Below are 16,410 nucleotides of genomic sequence, written 5' to 3' on the forward strand. Positions count from 1 at the left end.
GGAAACAAAGGAAGAAGCCATGCGTCCCTCTGGTCGGAATTTAGATCAAATGCGCCCGATTTCAATCGAGACCGGGGTAACAAAACACGCAGAAGGATCCTGCATGATCCGCGTCGGTGATACACACGTTCTGTGTACCGCGTCTTTGGAAGAACGCGTACCCCCATTTCTGCGCAACTCTGGCAAGGGTTGGGTAACTGCAGAATACGGAATGCTGCCGCGGTCCACCGGATCACGCATGCGTCGCGAAGCGGCTGCCGGCAAACAAGGCGGCCGCACTGTCGAGATTCAACGCCTGATCGGGCGCAGCTTGCGCGCCGGTGTTGATCTAGTTGGACTGGGCGAGCGCCAGATCACAGTTGATTGTGATGTCATTCAAGCCGATGGCGGCACACGCTGTGCTGCAATCACCGGCGGTTGGGTTGCGCTGCGCCTTGCTGTGAACAAACTGCTGAAAGCTGGCGATGTTACCACGGATCCACTGATGGATCCCGTCGCAGCTGTTTCATGCGGAGTTTACGCGGGTCAGCCAGTGCTAGATCTGGATTACCCAGAGGACAGCGAAGCAGGCGTTGATGGCAACTTTGTTCTGTGCGGTCCGAAACTGATCGAAGTTCAAATGTCGGCTGAAGGATCTACCTTTACCCGTGATCAAATGAACCAGCTGATGGACCTTGCAGATAAAGGTGTTAACGAATTGGTCGCCGCACAGATCGAGGCAACGTCGTAATGCGTCGTTTCGACGGTAAGAATCTGGTGATCGCCACGCATAACGCGGGCAAGCTGCGCGAAATCTCTGCGCTTCTTGCCCCGTTTGGCATTCAGGTCACCTCGGCAGGCGAACTTGGCCTCCCGGAACCAGAAGAAACAGAAGATAACTTTGCTGGAAACGCCCGAATCAAGGCGCATTTTGCTGCAAAAGAAAGCGGCCTGCCCGCCCTGTCCGATGACAGTGGCATTATGGTCGACGCTTTGGGCGGAGCGCCCGGCGTTTATACGGCCGATTGGGCTGAGACCCCCAATGGCCGTGATTTTCCAATGGCGATGGGAAAAACCTGGTCGCTTTTGGAAGAAAAGAACGCCCCTTACCCCCGTACCGCCCGCTTTTGCTGCACGCTTTGCCTTGCATGGCCCGACGGTCACGACGAGCTTTTCGAGGGCAAAGTTGATGGGTCTTTGACTTGGCCTATGCGTGGGGATCTGGGTTTTGGTTATGACCCGATTTTTGTGCCCGAAGGATTTGACATCACATTCGGCGAAATGGACCCAGACAAGAAGCACCAGATGAGCCACCGCGCCGATGCGTTTGCCAAGCTGGTGAAGGGCGCCTTTGCCTGAGAATTGGCAAATCGGGGGCTTCGGCCTTTATGTGCACTGGCCCTTCTGCGCATCAAAATGCCCTTATTGCGACTTCAACAGTCATGTGTCGGCGTCGATTGACCAAACCGCATGGAAAGATGCCTATTTAGCCGAACTTCGACGCTGTGGCGCTGAAACTCAGGGCCGCGTGCTGGACAGCATCTATTTCGGCGGCGGCACTCCCAGCCTGATGGACCCGGAAACCGTGGCCGCAATCATCGAAGAAGCGCGCCAGCATTGGACATTTTCCAATGACATTGAGATCACGCTTGAAGCTAACCCAAGTTCGATCGAAATGCAGAACTTCCGTGGCTACAAAGATGGTGGTGTAAATCGCGTCTCGATGGGTATCCAGGCGTTGAACGAAGATGATCTTCGCAAACTTGGCCGTCTTCACAGCGTGGAAGAGGCAAAACAGGCTCTAACACTGGCCAAATCAGTGTTTGATCGTGTTAATTTCGATCTGATCTACGCACGGCAAGACCAAAGTTTGGATGCGTGGGAGGCTGAACTGCGCGAGGCAATCAGTTATAACCCAGCGCACATGTCGCTTTACCAGCTCACGATTGAACCCGGAACGGCTTTCGGAGCACGTCATGAGGCCGGCAAGTTAAAGGGGTTGCCTTTAGACGAGCAGGCAACGGACATGTATTTCCTGACTCAACGCATCACGCGCGAGGCTGGGATTCCGGCCTACGAAGTCTCTAATCATGCCCAAATCGGCGATGAAAGCCGCCATAACCTTATTTACTGGCGCTCTGGCGACTGGCTGGGCATCGGTCCCGGCGCGCACGGTCGCATCACCCTAAATGGGACGCGATACGCCACAGAAACCGCCCTTTCCCCCAATGAATGGCTGAACGCAGCGTCGATTGGCGGCGGGGAAAGCTTGCGTGACAAAATTCCAGCCGATGAATGGGCAACAGAGTTTCTTTTGATGGGACTGCGCACGGCTGAGGGGATCGATCTTGATCGCCTTAGTTCAATCCATGAATCAGCTCTAAATCAAAGCAAAATCAAAGACTTACTAGAGATGGCTTTGATTGACCTTGATGGGAATACACTTCGGGCGACCGAAGATGGCCGCCCTGTGTTAAATGGGATTTTGCGTGAATTGCTGGCTGACTAACACTTAGCTGGACAGTTTTCCGCAGATATCATCCAGCTGATCCAAATTTTGGTAGCGAACGGTAACCGTGCCCGCTTCACCCCCGGCCTTATGATCGATCTGAACCTTCATGCCAGTGGCAGCGGACAAATCCGATTCAAGAGCCTTGGTATCAGCATCTTTTTCAGACTTCGTGCTTATCTGACGCGGCTTAGACGGTCCCGGCCCCTTCGCCAGCTTCTCGGCGGCGCGAACAGATAGGCCTTTGCTGATGATCTCACGCGCCAAAGCGGATGGGTTTTCCGCTGTGACCAACGTCCGTGCGTGCCCAGCCGATAGCTTGCCATCACGAACAAAGCCTTGAACATCCTCTGGAAGGTTCAAAAGGCGAAGAAGGTTCGCGATATGACTGCGGCTTTTGCCCAAAGCCTCGGACACTTTTTCCTGTGTATGACCGAAGCGATCCATCAGGTCACGATAACCTGCTGCTTCTTCAATCGCATTCAGATCCGCGCGCTGAATGTTCTCAATAATGGCAACTTCCAGTGCCTCAGTATCACTATATTCTCTAATGACTACAGGGACTTGGTGTAATTTTGCCATTTGCGACGCGCGCCAGCGACGTTCGCCGGCGACGATCTCAAACTCGCCGTCAGCTTGGGGCTTTGGGCGTACAATGAGCGGCTGAATGACGCCTTTCTCTTTGATAGACGCAGCAAGATCATCCAGCTGTTCTTGCGTGAAGGTGCGCCGTGGCTGTTCCGGGTTGGGCGAAATCTTTTCGATCGGCACCATCATGTCCGCGCGCCGCGATTCTGAGGATGCTTCTTTTGTCGGTTCTTCAACGACAACATCAGCCATCAGCGCTGACAATCCGCGACCCAAACCGCGATTCTTCTGTGATTTGCTCATAATGCGCCTCCGACTATCTTCTAATTAGCTCTTTTGCCAGATCACGATAGGCCTGGCTGCCCTTGGACGTCGGATCATACATCAACACAGGAAGCGCGAAAGAGGGCGCCTCGCTGACCCGCACATTGCGCGGAATTACGGTTTTGAACACCAGTTCACCAAGGTTTTCGCGTGCATCCGCCTCGACCTGTCGGGACAAGTTGTTACGCTTGTCATACATGGTCAGCACAATACCCTCGATTCTGAGGTTGGGGTTAGCCGCCTGCCGAATTTCACGGACGGTCAGCAAAAGTTGCGACAAACCTTCAAGCGCAAAGAATTCACTTTGCAACGGGATCAAAACACTGTCCGCCGCAACCAGGGCATTCACTGTCAAAAGATTCAAAGATGGTGGGCAATCAATCAAGATATAGTCTAGATTCAGCTTTGCTAACGCAACATCTCGTAATGAATCGCGCAGAAGGTGGCTGCGCCTTTCGTTCGAAACCAGCTCAATATCGGCCGATGAAAGGTCCGTTGTAGCGGGTGAGATAAGCAGATTCTTGATCTGCGTTTCCTGAACCACCTCTAGAATCGACGCTTCTTCTAACAGAAGGTCATAGGTGCTTATGTCGCGATCATCCGGCGAAACCCCCAATCCAGTCGAGGCATTCCCCTGCGGATCAAGATCGATTAGCAAAACACTTTTTCCGGCCTCAGCCAGTGCTGCCCCAAGATTGATCGTTGAAGTTGTCTTTCCAACACCACCTTTTTGATTGGTGATGGCGATAATCTTCGGCCCGCGTTCTTGGAATGAGTCAGACACGTGAGATTTCTCCGATCTTCAGAATAAAGGCGCTTGGATGAGTCTTGCTTGGATATGTATCAAGCTGAAACGTCCAGTTTTCAAGAGCTTCCTGTATTTCCCGGCGATAGTTTTCGCCTTTGGGAAAAATAGCAACGCCGCCCGTTTTCAGGTGCATCTTGGCAAAACCGCACAAGCTGCCCAAGGATGCCAAAGCTCGCGCGGACAGTACATCTGCTTTCTGCGGGTTCGCTTTTTCGACCCGCTCAGCCACCACAGTAAGGGGTAGCTCAAGCTCGCGTGCGGCTGTACGCAGGAAAGTCGCTTTTCGCGTGTCGCTTTCAATACAGGTAACTTTAAGTTCGGGCGCGCTTTCTCTGGCCATGATCGCGATGACAACGGCCGGAAGGCCACCACCTGACCCTAAATCACACCAGTTTTTGCTGCCTTCAGGGCGAATTTCGAATATTTGGGCAGAATCCAGGATATGGCGTGTCCAAATCTCAGAAAGCGTGCTTGGTGCGACCAAATTGATCGCAGGGTTCCATTTCTTAAGAAGGGCGACATAGGCCTCGAAACGGTCGAATGTTTCACGTGAAACATCGACGTGACGCAAAAATTCAGCATGATTCATGCACTGCGCTTCCGTTCATACTGGCGAATCTTCGACAAAAGCAGTGTCAAAGCCGCGGGGGTCATCCCTTCAACCCGCCCTGCATGAGCCAGTGTACGAGGTCGCGCCGCCTGAAGCTTGGATGCAAGCTCGTTCGAAAGCCCGCTAAGCCCTTTGTATTCAAAGCCTTCGGGAATAATCTGTGCTTCATCCCGTTTCAGGGCATCAACGTCTTTCTGCTGGCGATCAATGTAGTTTGCATAAAGTGCGTCCCGGGCGACTTGAAGCTGAACCTCTTTATCTATTTCGGAAAGGCTTGGATCAAGCTTCGTTAACTTGTCAAAACTCATATCTGGAAAGGCAAGAAGCTCATATGCTGAGCGTCGGACACCATCCATACGTACTTTAACTTCAATACCCACAAGATCTTGTGGGGTGTACGTTGCCTGCGTTAACCGCTCTTTCACGTTCGCCAACGCTTCTTGTTTGGCTTCAAAGGCTGTTTTCCGCGTTTCCTTAACCAAGCCCAGATCGATTCCAGTCGGCGTTAACCGCTGATCCGCATTGTCTGCACGCAAAGAAAGTCGATACTCAGCACGCGACGTAAACATGCGGTATGGCTCAGTAACTCCGCGGGTGATCAAGTCGTCAATCATAACGCCGATATAGGAATTAGAGCGTGAAAAGATCACGGGCTCCCTGCCCTTTGCCGCAAGCGCCGCGTTAGTCCCAGCGACCAGCCCTTGAGCAGCGGCTTCTTCGTATCCCGTTGTCCCGTTAATCTGTCCTGCCAGATAAAGGCCGGGCACATCCCGCAGGGTGAGCGTCTCGGTCAAGGCGCGCGGATCTACATAGTCATATTCAATCGCATAACCGGGTTGTAGAATCTCAACGTTTTCAAGGCCTTCGATTGACTTTACATAATCTTCCTGAACATCGATAGGTAATGACGTACTGATCCCGTTCGGATACACCGTGTCATCACTCAGGCTTTCGGGTTCAAGGAATATCTGGTGGCTTTCCTTGTCTGCAAACCGCACAATCTTGTCTTCAATCGAGGGACAATATCGCGGGCCTACCCCGTCAATTTGCCCACCATACATGGCGGAACGATCAAGATTTGCGCGAATGATGTCATGAGTCTTCGAATTCGTATGTGTGATCCCGCACGAAATCTGACGCGCGGTGGGCGCTTTGTTCATGAACGAAAACATCGTGGGATCATCATCGCCGGGCTGAGATCCTAGAATGTCCCAGTTGATAGTCTTTCCGTTTAGGCGCGGAGGTGTCCCTGTTTTCAGCCTTCCCAAGGGAAGCCCAAAGGAATCAATGCGCTCGGCCAGGCGAACAGATGGCCGATCACCCATGCGACCGCCCTGTTTTTGTTGATCCCCAATATGGATAATGCCGCGAAGAAAAGTGCCCGTGGTCAACACAACAGCGCTGGAATACAGCTGCGATCCGTCTTCCAAAACCACTCCGCTTGCCCTGTTTCCTTCCATCAGAAGGTCGGTGGTTTCGCCTTCAACTAAGGTCAAACCTTCGGTCGATAAGATCTCGTAAGACATGGCTTTACGATAAATCGCGCGATCGGCTTGTGCGCGTGGCCCTTGTACAGCAGGGCCTTTACGCCGATTCAGCAGGCGAAACTGAATTCCGGCCTGATCTGCGACGCGCCCCATCAAGCCATCCAGCGCATCAATTTCGCGAACCAAATGACCTTTCCCAAGGCCGCCAATGGCAGGATTACAGGACATGACGCCCAAATCTTCCTTGCGCAACGTGATTAAAGCCGTTTTTGCGCCCATACGCGCAGCGGCGTGGGCAGCGTCCGCACCTGCGTGCCCGCCACCTACTACAATCACATCGAAATCCAGATGTTTCACGTGAAACACTCCATCACTACGCACACGCTATTTACCTAAGCAGAAGCTTGAGAATATTTCGTCAAGCAGATGCTCTACATCGACATGGCCGACAAGACTATCAAGGGCTCGAATGGCCGTTCTAATCTCTTCTGCGGCAAATTCAGCGCGCTCGGGGCCGTGTTGTACCTCGATTCGCGCATCCTCCAAAGAAAAGAGCGCCGTTTCCATCGCAATGCGATGACGTTCACGCGTGGCGATACCAGCGCCCTGAACGCGAGTTTCCAGTATGGTCGAGATCTTCTTAACCAAAAGATCGATCCCCTGGCCGGTTCTCCCCGATACCACAAGGTCCCCTGAGGCACCCAAATCGGCTTTGCCATACACAACGACATCGTCGTTCATTGGTGTCAAAGCTGGTTGATCATCCATCCCATCAAGCAAGAAAACACGCAAATCCGCGGCTTGCGCCCGTTCACGCGCACGGGCCACACCGATGGCTTCAACCCGATCTTCGGTGTCACGAACGCCAGCGGTATCCAGAACGGTCACAGGCAACCCGGCAAGCTCCATATGGACTTCAATGACATCGCGGGTCGTCCCGGCCACGTCTGACGTTATCGCCGCCTCACGCCCAGCCAGAGCGTTCAGAAGCGTTGATTTTCCCGCGTTAGGTCGGCCGACGATAGCAACCTCAAATCCGTCGCGAATGCGTTCAGCGATACGCGTGCCTGCGGTCTCGCGCTCCAGACTGGTCAACGTTGTATCAATCAGGCTGTTCACCTCGGGCGAGACATCTACGGGCACGTCTTCATCGGCAAAATCAATCGTCGCTTCCAAAAGCGCCGCTGCACGGATTAGGTCCGTACGCCACGATCCTGCCAGATCCCCCAACGCGCCGGATAGAACCCCTACGGCTTGTTTGCGCTGCGCCTCAGTCTCAGCATCCAGAAGGTCCGCTAGCCCCTCAACCTGTGCCAGATCGAGACATTCGTTTTCCAAAGCCCGTCGCGTAAATTCCCCAGGTTCCGCTGGGCGTAGACCTTCTTGCTTCGACAGCACAGCAAGGACGGCACGTACCACAGCGGTGGACCCATGAAGCTGAAGTTCGACCACATCTTCGCCTGTGAAGCTTGATCCGGCCTCGAACAAAAGTACCAAGGCTTCGTCCAACAACATGTCATCTGAGTTTACCAGCCGTCGCAGACCGGCACGACGTGGCGCAGGCAAATCACCCGTCAAGACGCGAGCAGCCGAAAACGCATGTGGCCCGGAAATCCGGACCACCGCGACGCCCGCTTTACCGCGGGCACTGGCAAGAGCATAGATCGTGTCCATAGGACTAACCTATTGTTATAGTTACATTTTATGTGTTCATGGAGTCGAAGAATTCGGTATTCGACTTGGTCTGTTTCAACTTCGAAAGCAAGAACTCAATTGCATCTGTCGTGCCCATTGGGTTCAGAATTCGACGCAGAACATAGGTTTTCTGAAGGTCTTTTGCATCGACCAACAGATCCTCTTTCCGTGTACCGGATTTCATAATGTCGATGGCCGGGAACACGCGTTTGTCAGCAATCTTTCGATCCAGAACGATCTCGCTGTTACCCGTGCCTTTGAATTCTTCGAAGATCACTTCGTCCATACGCGAACCGGTTTCAATCAGCGCAGTTGCGATGATGGTCAACGATCCACCCTCTTCGATGTTCCGTGCAGCACCAAAGAAGCGCTTGGGGCGTTGCAGGGCGTTTGCATCCACACCACCGGTCAGAACCTTACCCGAGGACGGCACAGTCGTGTTGAACGCACGGCCCAGACGCGTGATCGAATCCAGCAAGATCACAACATCACGCTTGTGTTCAACAAGGCGCTTGGCCTTTTCAATCACCATCTCGGATACAGCAACGTGGCGGGTGGCCGGTTCATCGAAGGTCGAGGATACAACCTCGCCTTTTACGGACCGCTGCATGTCCGTAACTTCTTCCGGGCGTTCATCGATCAGCAGAACGATCAGATAGCACTCTGGGTGGTTCTCTGCGATCGAGTGGGCGATGTTTTGCAGGATTACCGTCTTACCCGTGCGCGGGGGTGCCACGATTAGCGAACGCTGGCCTTTCCCGATTGGGGCCACAAGATCGATCACGCGGGCTGAACGGTCTTTGACGGTAGGATCTTCGATCTCCATCTTCAGACGTTCATCAGGATAAAGTGGGGTCAGGTTATCGAACGCAACCTTGTGCTTGGCATCTTCAGGATCCGCGAAGTTAATCCGCTCGACTTTGGTGATGGCAAAATAGTTTTCGTTTTCGCCGGGTGCCTGAATGACAGCTTCCACTGTGTCCCCTGTGCGTAGCGAATACTGGCGGATCATGTCGGGCGAGACATAGATGTCATCAGGACCGGCTAGATAGTTCGCCTCGGGCGAGCGCAAAAAGCCAAAGCCATCTTGCAATACTTCCAGGACTCCATCCCCACCAATGATCCATTCATCATCAGCACGTTCACGCAGGATCGAGAACATCATCTCGCCTTTACGCATGGTCGAGGCGTTTTCGATCTCAAGCTCTTCGGCGATGCTCACCAGCTCTTTCGGGCTTTTGGCTTTCAGATCAGATAGGTTCAGACGGTTTTCAGACATGGAAATGCTCGGAAATAGATCATGACGGCGTTTGCACGCGGTCTATGTCAGGTTGGGAAAAACACATGGCCGGACGGCCTGCTTGGCAGGAGACATAGGCGCTGGTGATCTTTGAGTCAACAAACTCAGTATTTGAATACAACCGAGAAGACGATGACGATCATCAAAAGCGTCGGCACTTCGTTCATCATGCGATATCGACGCCCGGTCAGCGTATTCGCGCCCGACATGAAATCCTTACGCCGCGCCCCAAGCCACATGTGAAACCATGTCATGGCAAGAATTGATATTCCTTTGGCCCAAGGCCAGATCAATGCCCAATCGACCACACCAGGTGTAAAAACAAGGCATAGGCCGAAAATCCAGCTGCTGATCATTGCCGGGTTCATGATGGCTTTCAAAAGCCGACGTTCCATTGTTTGAAACAATTCATCCGTTTCATTGCCTGATCCCACGACTTCAACGTGATAAACAAACAGGCGTGGCAAATAGAACAAACCCGCCATCCAAGCGATCACAGATACGATATGAAGGGATTTCGTCCAGAAATACGCGTCAGATAGAAATTCACTCATTCTTAGCCCTTTTTACGGTGATCCGTTTCGACCTTCATAAAATAAATAAAGAAGAAAGAAAGATGATGTTGTTGTATGGACCTGTGGATAATGGGGATTATTGATCTATCCCGCAAATTGTTCACAGGTGGATAAGTGAAGTTCAGGAATCTGGATGGATTCTGAATGTTCATATTTCTTAGATGATCGGCGAATTTCAGGTTGGGGATAACTCAAGGGATGAAACTCCGACAAAGGGATTTGTACACCGGCACTTTTCAAAAAAACCAACAGTGGAAGAAATGTGAATTTCATCTTAGTAAAGGTCTGACTTATCCCACTGTTCCGGCAAGGCCGAGTTATCTGCTGATTCCAGAACAGGTTTACACAGAGTTTTTCCACAGGGTTATCATATGACCGCTTCCCTGATCTTGGCGTCTGCCTCGCAAATCCGCGCCGATCTTCTTCGCAATGCAGCGATCGACTTTGACGTGATCCCTGCCCGCATTGATGAAGAGATGATCCGCGCCTCGCTTGAAGCTGAGGGGACGAGCCCTCGTGATCTTGCTGATGCGCTGGCAGAGTTTAAAGCCCGCAAAATCAGCGAGAAATATCCAGGGCAACTGGTACTCGGCTGTGATCAGGTGGCCGAGCTGGATCAGAAGGTGTTGTCCAAGCCAAAAGACCCTGATGACGCGCGCGCTCAGCTTGCAGCGATGTCTGGTAAAGTTCATCGGCTGTTATCCGCTGCTGTCCTTTATGAAGATGGCAAACCTATTTGGCGTCATGTCGGCCTTGTGCGCCTTAAAATGCGAGATTTATCAACAGATTACATCGAAGACTATGTAGACCGGAACTGGGAAAGCATTCGTCATTCTGTTGGCGCCTATAAGCTGGAAGAAGAAGGTGTTCGCCTTTTTGCCAAAGTAGATGGCGATTATTTTAACGTCTTGGGTTTGCCCCTGACCGAGCTTTTGTCATACCTGATAGTGCGAGGAGATCTTGAGATATGAGCGACACACAAAAACCTACAAGAATTCCGCTAGCGGGCGTCATTGGTAACCCGATCGAGCACTCTTTGTCCCCAAGGTTGCATGGCCATTGGCTGCGCACGATGGGTATTCCAGGTCATTATATTCCAATGCGGGTAGAACTGGATGATCTGGAAACGATCATTCGTACTCTGCCAAAGGCTGGGTTTGTTGGACTGAATGTCACCATTCCTCACAAAGAAGCCGTGTTGAAGTTGGCCGACATCGTTACTGATCGCGCGGCGCTGATTGGGGCCGCAAACACACTGATTTTCCGCGAAGATGGCAAAATCCATGCTGATAATACGGATGGCTACGGATTTACACAAAACCTGCGCCAATCTGCGCCGGACTGGGCGCCAGAAACTGGACCAGCTGCTGTTTTTGGCGCGGGAGGTGCGGCACGCGCCATTCTGGCGTCGCTGATCGAACTTGGTGTTCCCGAAATCCGCCTGTCCAACCGAACCCGCGCCCGCGCTGATGCTCTTCGGGCTGAATTTGGGGCTCGGATCGTGGTGTATGACTGGGTAAAAGCTGGAAACATGCTTGATGATGCGGTGACGGTGGTGAACACGTCGTCGCTGGGCATGACCGGCAAGCCAGAATTCCGGGTGCCCTTGGATGGGTTGAAACGCGGGGCGGTCGTAAATGATCTGGTCTATGCGCCGCTGAAAACTGATTTTCTTAAACAGGCCGAGGCCGCAGGTTGTCACGTGGTTGATGGGTTTGGGATGTTGCTACACCAGGCCGTTCCGGGCTTTGAGCGCTGGTTTGGCATGCGTCCACAGGTGGATGATGCTCTGCGCCACGCGGTTTTAAGGGTATGAGCGGGCCTTTTATTATCGGATTGACCGGCTCGATCGGGATGGGCAAATCCACGACGGCCAAAATGTTTGCCGAAGCAGGTGTTCCCGTTTGGGACGCAGACGCTGCGGTTCATCGCATTTATGATGTCGGAGGGGCCGCAGTTGAACCAATTCGCGCGCTCTGCCCAAGTGCAATCGTCGATAATGCAGTGAACCGAGACGTTCTGAAAGTTTGGATGTCAGAAGACGCTGACGCCCTAAAAAAACTGGAACTAGTCGTACATCCGTTGGTGGCCGAAGATCGCGCTGCATTCTTGGCAAATACCTCAGCGCCAATTGTACTTTTGGATATGCCGCTATTGTTTGAGATCGGCGCGCATGAGCATGTAGATTTGGTCGCGGTCGTTTCTGCGTCGGCTAAGATTCAGCGCGAACGCGTTCTTGCACGCGGGACAATGACCGAAGCGCAATTCGACACCATTTTGGCAAAACAGGTGCCAGATGCTGACAAACGCGCCCGTGCGGATGTGATTATTCCAACGGTCACGATGGACGGCGCACAGATCGCGGTGCAAGAAGTGATTGACCATGTAAAGGAACGTCTGGCCGATGCGTGAAATTGTACTTGATACGGAAACCACAGGATTTGATCCGCAAAGTGGCGATCGGATCGTGGAAATCGGGTGTCTTGAGCTGTTCAACCACATGCCGACAGGTGAAACCTATCATCAGTACATAAACCCGGAACGCGGCATGCCAGACGAAGCCTTTGGTGTGCACGGAATTGGACCGGACCTGCTGAACAGCCCCCGCCCCGCTGAAAAAGGCGAAATTGTTCTTAGAGACAAGCCAATTTTCAAACATGTGGGACAGGCATTTCTGGATTTCATTGGCGATGCCAAACTGGTCATTCACAATGCCAGCTTTGATATGAAGTTTCTGAACGCAGAGCTGAAATGGATGGGTTTGCCGCAGATCCCTTGGGAACGTGCAGTGGATACGTTGGCCATGGCGCGCAGTAAGTTTCCCGGCGCGCCCGCTTCGCTGGATGCACTTTGCCGCCGGTATTCGATCGATAACTCATCGCGGACGTTGCACGGCGCGCTTTTGGACAGTGAAATCCTGGCCGAAGTCTATCTTGAACTTATCGGCGGGCGGCAGCCTGACCTTGTTCTGGCAGGGAATCAGGCCTCTTCCGGTACAGGTGGTTCAAATGAAGATTGGCGCCCGCGCCCTCGTCCGGAACCTTTGCCTATGCGCCTTTCTGAAAAAGAAACCGCCGCCCATGATGCTTTTGTGGAAAAGCTGGGCGACGGCGCAATTTGGAAGAAGTTTCAGTAACTTCTAGGTTCTTTAGCTGATTGGGGCGTCTGCCTTTTCAGCCGCAGTACGGCGTTCGATTTCCTGACGATACAAGGCAAGGAAATCTACTGTGTCCAGATTCAGCGGCGGGAAGCCACCGTCACGGGTGATATCAGACACGATGCGACGCACGAATGGGAACAACATGCGCGGGCATTCGATCATCAGGAACGGGTGAATTTGCTCTTCTGGAACGTTCTCCACGTGGAAAATGCCCGAATACTCCAGTTCCATCAGGAACAGTTGATCACCGGTCGCTTTGTTCTTCGACCCGATCGTGTATTTCGTGATCACCTCGTATTGGTGGTCAACGGGACGTGTCTTGGCGTCCAATGCAACTTCAACGCTGATGTCGGGCTGAACTTCACCTTGAACGCCCTTTTGCGCCAAAATGTTTTCAAACGACATGTCACGGATGAACTGCCCCAACACCTGCATCTTGGGCGGGACGGGAATCTTTTGTTCTACGGCTTCGTCGGCCATGGTCTTCTCCTTCGGGAAAATCTGTCGGAACGTCCTTATCAGGTTGGGCAGGGACCCTCAACAAAGGGTTTTACCTATGGAAAATAATCGCTATCAGCGCCCTATGAAGACGATGATTCCGACATGGGTGGACGGCACCCTTACACCTGTTGAAAAACTGGAAGCCCACGTGAAGGGCTTGCGACATAAGGCTGTGTCGGTGTTTCTGATCTGCGATGGAAAGGTACTGATCCAGCAGCGGGCGGCGGATAAATATCATACGCCAAATCTGTGGGCGAACACGTGCTGCACCCATCCACATTGGGAAGAGGACCCACGCGACTGCGCCATTCGTCGACTTGATGAAGAATTGGGGATCCAGGGCGTTGATCCGATCTGGGTCGAGAACCTTGAATACAGTGCCGATGTAGGTGGTGGATTGATTGAGCACGAAGTCGTCGACCTGTTTGTCATCCACTGCGAAGCAACGCCTGATCTGGATTTGAACCCAGAAGAGGTTCAGGCCGTTGATTGGCTGGATCGCGCTGCGTTAGAGGCTAAGATCGCAGCACAACCCGAGCTTTTCACACCATGGCTTCAGATCTACATGACGAAGCATTCTGAATCAGTGTTTGGTCCAGCCTGATGGCCCCTCAACCCCGGTATGGGTTGGACGCTTTTCAGGTGTCACATCCGTGAAATCCCCGTCGATCACATCTTCATCCTGCCGCGGCTTTTGGCGCGCTTGTTGTTCACCCATGGTGAAGCTTTGAACCTGAACGCGCGAACGCGCCCATTTGAAGACCGCGCGGCGAACAGCGGGGATAAGCAACGCAAACCCCACGAAATCGGTGAAGAAACCGGGTGTAAGCAAAAGTGCACCTGAAAACAGGATCATGGCACCATGTGCCAACGGTTCGGTCGGGTCGTTTAGTTGGCCAAAGCTGTCACGCAGTTGAGACATGGCCAAAGCCCCCTGCGCGCGCATCAATTGAGTACCCACAACAGCAGTTACGACTACGATAGCAAGGGTTGGCCACAACCCGATTGCACCACCAATTTGGATGAACAAGGCGATCTCGATCAGAGGAACGGCGATGAACAATGCAAAAAGCCACATGGCAAATGATCTCCTTTTCGTGACACCGGTGGACTTGGCCCGGCACTGCACCTACATATGTCACCGATGAACGCGTTTCTAGTTAGCGCTTAAAATGAGGTATCCATGAGCAATTCCCTGATCCAGCTTCTTGTCCTTGGTGGCATTGCCCTGTTTTTGATTTTGCGTCTGCGTGATGTGCTGGGTACGCGCGAGGGGTTTGAGAAGCCAGCTGTGCCGCGCCAAGATGATCGGCGCCTTGGCCCCAGAAACCTTGAGGTGATCGAGGGTGGGCTGGACAGCGATATCTTGGACCATGCCGAAGAAAACAGCCCAACCGCGCTAGCGCTTGCTGCGATGAAGGCTGCCGAGCCAGAGTTTAATGTCACTGAATTCCTTGGCGGTGCGCGCGGTGCATATGAAATGATCTTGATGGGATTCGAAGCGGGCGACATGGCCAGCATCAAACCCTTCCTATCGGATGATGTTTACGAAACCTTCGCCAGCGTTGTTGAAAGCCGGGATGCTCAAGGTCTGTCTGTTGATGCAAAATTCATTGGCGTTCGCGAGCTAAAGCTGGACGGAGCGAATTTTGACACCACAACGCGTGAGGGAGAGATCGCAGTCAAGTTTGTCGGAGAGCTAACTTCGGTTGTACGCGACAAAGGCGGTGACATCATCGAAGGCAACCCCAATGAAATTAAGCGCCAGAAGGATATCTGGACCTTCGCGCGTGTCATGGGGTCGGACAACCCCAATTGGCATCTCGTCGCCACGGGTGGCTGATGTTTCGGGGGCTAGCAGTAGCGCTGGCCCTTTTGGCCATGCCTGCCCATGCGGGCCTGGATGAGGCGCGCATTACTCTTGTGCCGTTTGATGAGCTGGATGGTTGGCATGATGACAACCACCAAGACGCGCTGCGCGTATTTCTGGACACCTGCCGGGATCTGGATGACCCTCAATGGAAATCGATATGCGCGCTGGCGCAGACTCAAAGCGACGGAAAAGCGTTTTTTGAAATCTTCTTCCGCCCTTTGTTGATCGAAGACGGCGCAACCCCGCTTTTCACTGCGTATTACGAACCAGAGCTTAGAGGCTCGCGGTATGAGACCGCGACTTATCGATACCCGGTCTATGCAAAACCGTCCGAGGTAACGAGCGGACAAAGATGGATGCCCCGACGTAGCATTGAAGAAGGTGGCGCCCTTAAGGGTCGCGGACTTGAGATCGCGTGGGTGGCAGATCCGGTTGACCTTCAATTCCTTCAAATTCAAGGGTCCGGGCGGATCCGGCTGCCAGATGGGGGCAGTATTCGTCTGGGATATGGCGGATCGAATGGCCATAGTTTTCGGTCATTGGGCAAGGAACTTGTGCGGCGCGGTGTCTACAATGAACATCAGGTCTCGCAGGCGGTGATCCGAAGCTGGGTAAAGCGCAATCCGGAAGCTGGGCATGATCTTTTGATGTCGAATCCCTCCTATGTTTTCTTTCGGAAAATTGGGGCGGTATCTGCAAACAAAGGTCCGCTTGGGGCGATGAACCGCTCGATCACCGCACACCGATCAGTGGCGGTTGATCCAAAATACACGCCGCTTGGTTCTCCGGTTTGGCTGGAAAAGGACGGGGCTGAGCCCTTCCGGCGCTTGATGGTTGCGCAAGATACCGGGTCGCGCGTGAAGGGTGCACAGCGGGCTGACATATTCTGGGGGACAGGTGATTTGGCAGGTAAGTTGGCCGGTCAAATCAAGGATCAGGGACGTATGTTTTTGCTTTTGCCAATCCAGCGTGCCTACGCGCTTTTGCCCGAGGACCAGTAA

Annotated in this window: 19 protein-coding genes; 10 read left to right on the top strand and 9 right to left on the bottom strand. The window is 53.0% G+C overall.

Annotated elements, in window-relative coordinates; genetic code table 11:
• Positions 1-19: 19 nt before the first annotated feature.
• The 3 genes from rph to hemW are packed head-to-tail and all read left to right on the top strand — an operon-like array spanning position 20 to position 2,488.
• Positions 20-730, top strand: a complete 711-nt coding sequence (rph, locus tag AC0L6A_RS01265) for a ribonuclease PH (protein WP_246934190.1) — start codon at positions 20-22, stop codon at positions 728-730.
• Positions 730-1,338 carry an RdgB/HAM1 family non-canonical purine NTP pyrophosphatase gene (gene rdgB / locus AC0L6A_RS01270; RefSeq protein WP_473291678.1) on the top strand — a complete coding sequence of 203 codons (609 nt, stop codon included), beginning with the start codon at positions 730-732 and terminating at the stop codon, positions 1,336-1,338. Before rph ends, rdgB begins: the two co-directional genes overlap by 1 nt.
• Positions 1,331-2,488 (top strand): radical SAM family heme chaperone HemW, encoded by a 1,158-nt coding sequence (gene hemW / locus AC0L6A_RS01275; protein WP_473291680.1) that lies wholly within the window; start codon positions 1,331-1,333, stop codon positions 2,486-2,488. Before rdgB ends, hemW begins: the two co-directional genes overlap by 8 nt.
• A 3-nt stretch (positions 2,489-2,491) precedes the next feature.
• Here the strand turns inward: hemW and AC0L6A_RS01280 are convergent, their stop codons facing one another.
• The 7 genes from AC0L6A_RS01280 to AC0L6A_RS01310 form a co-directional block, all read right to left on the bottom strand.
• The gene (locus tag AC0L6A_RS01280) at positions 2,492-3,379 is read right to left on the bottom strand and encodes a ParB/RepB/Spo0J family partition protein (RefSeq protein WP_473291681.1); all 888 of its coding nucleotides are present in this window, start codon (positions 3,377-3,379) and stop codon (positions 2,492-2,494) included.
• A 13-nt stretch (positions 3,380-3,392) separates the two neighbouring features.
• A complete protein-coding gene (locus AC0L6A_RS01285) occupies positions 3,393-4,184 on the bottom strand; it encodes a ParA family protein (RefSeq protein WP_473291682.1) in 792 nt (263 codons plus the stop codon).
• On the bottom strand, positions 4,177-4,797 hold the full coding sequence (gene rsmG / locus AC0L6A_RS01290) for a 16S rRNA (guanine(527)-N(7))-methyltransferase RsmG (RefSeq protein ID WP_473291683.1): 621 nt from the start codon (positions 4,795-4,797) through the stop codon (positions 4,177-4,179). Before rsmG ends, AC0L6A_RS01285 begins: the two co-directional genes overlap by 8 nt.
• Complete coding sequence (mnmG, locus tag AC0L6A_RS01295; RefSeq protein WP_473293339.1) at positions 4,794-6,671, bottom strand: tRNA uridine-5-carboxymethylaminomethyl(34) synthesis enzyme MnmG; 1,878 nt, start codon at positions 6,669-6,671, stop codon at positions 4,794-4,796. Before mnmG ends, rsmG begins: the two co-directional genes overlap by 4 nt.
• Positions 6,672-6,689: 18 nt before the next feature.
• On the bottom strand, positions 6,690-7,979 hold the full coding sequence (mnmE, locus tag AC0L6A_RS01300) for a tRNA uridine-5-carboxymethylaminomethyl(34) synthesis GTPase MnmE (RefSeq protein WP_473291684.1): 1,290 nt from the start codon (positions 7,977-7,979) through the stop codon (positions 6,690-6,692).
• A 28-nt stretch (positions 7,980-8,007) separates the two neighbouring features.
• Complete coding sequence (gene rho / locus AC0L6A_RS01305; RefSeq protein WP_473291685.1) at positions 8,008-9,279, bottom strand: transcription termination factor Rho; 1,272 nt, start codon at positions 9,277-9,279, stop codon at positions 8,008-8,010.
• Positions 9,280-9,404: 125 nt separating this feature from the next.
• Positions 9,405-9,854, bottom strand: coding sequence for a CopD family protein (locus AC0L6A_RS01310; protein ID WP_473291686.1), 450 nt, complete (start codon positions 9,852-9,854; stop codon positions 9,405-9,407).
• 392 nt (positions 9,855-10,246) lie between these two features.
• Here AC0L6A_RS01310 and AC0L6A_RS01315 point away from each other — a divergent pair, with 392 nt between their 5' ends.
• Genes AC0L6A_RS01315 through dnaQ form a run of 4 tightly spaced genes read left to right on the top strand, consistent with a single transcriptional unit; the run spans position 10,247 to position 13,011 of the window.
• Entirely contained in the window at positions 10,247-10,846 is a 600-nt protein-coding gene (locus AC0L6A_RS01315) for a Maf family protein (protein ID WP_473291687.1), read from the top strand.
• Positions 10,843-11,691 carry a shikimate dehydrogenase gene (locus AC0L6A_RS01320; RefSeq protein ID WP_473291688.1) on the top strand — a complete coding sequence of 283 codons (849 nt, stop codon included), beginning with the start codon at positions 10,843-10,845 and terminating at the stop codon, positions 11,689-11,691. The genes AC0L6A_RS01315 and AC0L6A_RS01320 overlap by 4 nt, the downstream gene beginning before the upstream one ends.
• Positions 11,688-12,287: a dephospho-CoA kinase gene (gene coaE, locus AC0L6A_RS01325; protein WP_473291689.1), complete on the top strand. Its 600-nt coding sequence runs from the start codon at positions 11,688-11,690 to the stop codon at positions 12,285-12,287. Before AC0L6A_RS01320 ends, coaE begins: the two co-directional genes overlap by 4 nt.
• Entirely contained in the window at positions 12,280-13,011 is a 732-nt protein-coding gene (gene dnaQ / locus AC0L6A_RS01330) for a DNA polymerase III subunit epsilon (protein WP_473291690.1), read from the top strand. The genes coaE and dnaQ overlap by 8 nt, the downstream gene beginning before the upstream one ends.
• Positions 13,012-13,023: 12 nt before the next feature.
• Here the strand turns inward: dnaQ and secB are convergent, their stop codons facing one another.
• Positions 13,024-13,515: a protein-export chaperone SecB gene (gene secB, locus AC0L6A_RS01335; protein WP_473291691.1), complete on the bottom strand. Its 492-nt coding sequence runs from the start codon at positions 13,513-13,515 to the stop codon at positions 13,024-13,026.
• A gap of 103 nt (positions 13,516-13,618) precedes the next feature.
• Between secB and idi the strand changes: the two genes are divergently transcribed.
• Positions 13,619-14,140: an isopentenyl-diphosphate delta-isomerase gene (gene idi / locus AC0L6A_RS01340; protein ID WP_473291692.1), complete on the top strand. Its 522-nt coding sequence runs from the start codon at positions 13,619-13,621 to the stop codon at positions 14,138-14,140.
• Here the strand turns inward: idi and AC0L6A_RS01345 are convergent.
• Positions 14,120-14,614, bottom strand: coding sequence for an FxsA family protein (locus AC0L6A_RS01345; RefSeq protein ID WP_473291693.1), 495 nt, complete (start codon positions 14,612-14,614; stop codon positions 14,120-14,122). The two genes, idi and AC0L6A_RS01345, sit on opposite strands and share 21 nt — an antisense overlap.
• Positions 14,615-14,719: 105 nt before the next feature.
• On the opposite strand from AC0L6A_RS01345, the gene AC0L6A_RS01350 reads away from it, so the two are divergent.
• Both AC0L6A_RS01350 and mltA read left to right on the top strand, forming a co-directional pair.
• Positions 14,720-15,379 (top strand): Tim44/TimA family putative adaptor protein, encoded by a 660-nt coding sequence (locus AC0L6A_RS01350; RefSeq protein WP_473291694.1) that lies wholly within the window; start codon positions 14,720-14,722, stop codon positions 15,377-15,379.
• Positions 15,379-16,410 (top strand): murein transglycosylase A, encoded by a 1,032-nt coding sequence (mltA, locus tag AC0L6A_RS01355; protein ID WP_473291695.1) that lies wholly within the window; start codon positions 15,379-15,381, stop codon positions 16,408-16,410. The genes AC0L6A_RS01350 and mltA overlap by 1 nt, the downstream gene beginning before the upstream one ends.

It is taken from the genome of Aliiroseovarius sp. D2-2, assembly GCF_055809455.1.

Bases quoted from the DNA above. Each gene is read 5' to 3' on its own strand.
- rph (WP_246934190.1), top strand. From the start codon at position 20: ATGCGTCCCTCTGGTCGGAATTTAGATCAAATGCGCCCGATTTCAATC.
- rdgB (WP_473291678.1), top strand. From the start codon at position 730: ATGCGTCGTTTCGACGGTAAGAATCTGGTGATCGCCACGCATAACGCG.
- AC0L6A_RS01280 (WP_473291681.1), bottom strand. From the start codon at position 3,379: ATGAGCAAATCACAGAAGAATCGCGGTTTGGGTCGCGGATTGTCAGCG.
- rsmG (WP_473291683.1), bottom strand. From the start codon at position 4,797: ATGAATCATGCTGAATTTTTGCGTCACGTCGATGTTTCACGTGAAACA.
- mnmE (WP_473291684.1), bottom strand. From the start codon at position 7,979: ATGGACACGATCTATGCTCTTGCCAGTGCCCGCGGTAAAGCGGGCGTC.
- rho (WP_473291685.1), bottom strand. From the start codon at position 9,279: ATGTCTGAAAACCGTCTGAACCTATCTGATCTGAAAGCCAAAAGCCCG.
- AC0L6A_RS01310 (WP_473291686.1), bottom strand. From the start codon at position 9,854: ATGAGTGAATTTCTATCTGACGCGTATTTCTGGACGAAATCCCTTCAT.
- AC0L6A_RS01315 (WP_473291687.1), top strand. From the start codon at position 10,247: ATGACCGCTTCCCTGATCTTGGCGTCTGCCTCGCAAATCCGCGCCGAT.
- AC0L6A_RS01320 (WP_473291688.1), top strand. From the start codon at position 10,843: ATGAGCGACACACAAAAACCTACAAGAATTCCGCTAGCGGGCGTCATT.
- coaE (WP_473291689.1), top strand. From the start codon at position 11,688: ATGAGCGGGCCTTTTATTATCGGATTGACCGGCTCGATCGGGATGGGC.
- dnaQ (WP_473291690.1), top strand. From the start codon at position 12,280: ATGCGTGAAATTGTACTTGATACGGAAACCACAGGATTTGATCCGCAA.
- secB (WP_473291691.1), bottom strand. From the start codon at position 13,515: ATGGCCGACGAAGCCGTAGAACAAAAGATTCCCGTCCCGCCCAAGATG.
- idi (WP_473291692.1), top strand. From the start codon at position 13,619: ATGAAGACGATGATTCCGACATGGGTGGACGGCACCCTTACACCTGTT.
- AC0L6A_RS01345 (WP_473291693.1), bottom strand. From the start codon at position 14,614: ATGTGGCTTTTTGCATTGTTCATCGCCGTTCCTCTGATCGAGATCGCC.
- AC0L6A_RS01350 (WP_473291694.1), top strand. From the start codon at position 14,720: ATGAGCAATTCCCTGATCCAGCTTCTTGTCCTTGGTGGCATTGCCCTG.
- mltA (WP_473291695.1), top strand. From the start codon at position 15,379: ATGTTTCGGGGGCTAGCAGTAGCGCTGGCCCTTTTGGCCATGCCTGCC.